This is a genomic window from Vibrio ichthyoenteri ATCC 700023, assembly GCF_000222605.1.
Taxonomy (GTDB): Bacteria; Pseudomonadota; Gammaproteobacteria; order Enterobacterales; family Vibrionaceae; genus Vibrio; species Vibrio ichthyoenteri.
Genome location: NZ_AFWF01000123.1, coordinates 1 through 1,531 on the forward strand (window position 1 = coordinate 1; position 1,531 = coordinate 1,531).

General features: G+C 42.3%; 3 protein-coding genes. All 3 read right to left on the reverse strand.

The window, feature by feature from the left end; all coding sequences use genetic code 11:
- Positions 1-902, reverse strand: a 902-nt coding sequence (locus RH85_RS10060) for a replication initiation factor domain-containing protein (protein WP_241210385.1), incomplete at its 3' end; no start/stop codon positions are given.
- Positions 892-1,116 (reverse strand): hypothetical protein, encoded by a 225-nt coding sequence (locus RH85_RS10065; RefSeq protein ID WP_006712115.1) that lies wholly within the window; start codon positions 1,114-1,116, stop codon positions 892-894. The genes RH85_RS10060 and RH85_RS10065, both read right to left, overlap by 11 nt.
- Positions 1,116-1,385 (reverse strand): hypothetical protein, encoded by a 270-nt coding sequence (locus RH85_RS10070; RefSeq protein WP_006712116.1) that lies wholly within the window; start codon positions 1,383-1,385, stop codon positions 1,116-1,118. The genes RH85_RS10065 and RH85_RS10070 overlap by 1 nt, the downstream gene beginning before the upstream one ends.
- Between the last annotated feature and the right edge of the window lie 146 nt (positions 1,386-1,531).

A 1,531-nucleotide genomic window follows, 5' to 3' on the forward strand; every position in this document is an offset into this window, starting at 1 on the left:
GTCTTGAAAAACACCGGTTGTTTGCCTTTTTCATAGCCACGGAACAGTTTTCCATTCTTGCGATTACCTACGTAAAACGTTCGACCACCATCAGGAACGATGCCGTATTTCTTTTTGTCACCACTGGTTACTAAAGAACCTGATTCAAAATAAGCGTATTTTGGTGGAGCGCCACGAGTGATAAATTTGCCAGCCTTATAGGCTTTACGTAGAGCAGTCACATCAATGCGACCCTCTAAATCATCAAAAGCGATATCCACACGAGTTAGGCGAACGTCAGGCATCTGCTTTAATGCCTTGTGTAAAACATCCATCTTAATAGCGGCGCAACCTTTACCAGAGAAAGATACGTAATAACCAAAGTTAGCCGCGCCCCATGCAACCTTGCCAGCCTGAGTACCATTACAAAGTAAGTTGGCGCAATGCGTGTAGCCAGCAAAGCCACCGCAACGTTCTAGTGTCCAAACGTTACCTTCGACAGTGATTTCACTATTAAGTAACTCAACGAACGACTCGATTTCACCGTGACAAAGAACATCCAGCATATCTAAGCCAATATTCGCAATAAGATGCTGATAACATTCGTTAAAGGTTAAATTGGTTGCCAGCTTGATATCGGCATCAATCAATTCTTTGTTCAGTGCTGCGAAATACAAATCACGGTTGGCAAAGTTCTCAGACTCAACGCAGTTAAGAACTTGAGCCAAATTTTCAGCAAAATAGCGAATCTTGGTTTTCTCTCGCTTACCAACAGACACCGCAGTCAGTGACGGGGTAACATTTTTAATCTTTTCATCTTGCTCAACCAAGGCAAAGCGTTGTTTAGCCATCTCCTTACAACGCTGTAAAAGCAACGGGGAACCAGAGAAACTCAAGAAATCGATAATGGTTTTATTCATCATGATTCACCGAGAAGACACCGGACTGGCGAAGTTGAGATTCATTTTCGTGCGTAATTTCAATCAGTTCACGGTCATCTTCACAAGCAAAAAGGTACATCTCGTGCTTAGTTTTGAAATACTCGGGCATCCCATCAACGACGCACCAATAACCATCGGATTGACGTTCAAAATACACTGGTCGTTTCTTATTCGGCTTCAAACTAAACAGAGACATTATTTAGCCTCCAGAACTAAAAAAGCGAAATCGCGCTTTGGTTGCTCATCAACGCAACCTTTAATGAAACGATATTCAGAAGGAGAAACAACACCGTCTGAATACGATTCAATGATTAGAGGGCGGCAATCCTCAACCTGAAAAAATTCTTCAAGCTCAGCATAAACTGATGGAGATGCATCAGAAGTAAGATAAAGATGAGAGAGAAAAGTGATGCCACAGAAACACAAAAGGACTACAGCGAAGTATTCAGTTTTAGTTAAATCCATGACAACCACCTTGAACAGTTGAATGACCACCAAGAGCGAGAGCTTCAAGGGCATAACGCCCAAGGCGGTCAATTTGAGATAGACCAACCATTCATAAAACGCGCAGAAAGGTTAATAATTGGCAGGTCTAAATTAAGCGCCCGAAA

What these genes read in the sequence shown, in the direction of transcription:
- RH85_RS10065 (WP_006712115.1), bottom strand. Translation starts at nt 1,116, where the DNA reads ATGTCTCTGTTTAGTTTGAAGCCGAATAAGAAACGACCAGTGTATTTT.
- RH85_RS10070 (WP_006712116.1), bottom strand. Translation starts at nt 1,385, where the DNA reads ATGGATTTAACTAAAACTGAATACTTCGCTGTAGTCCTTTTGTGTTTC.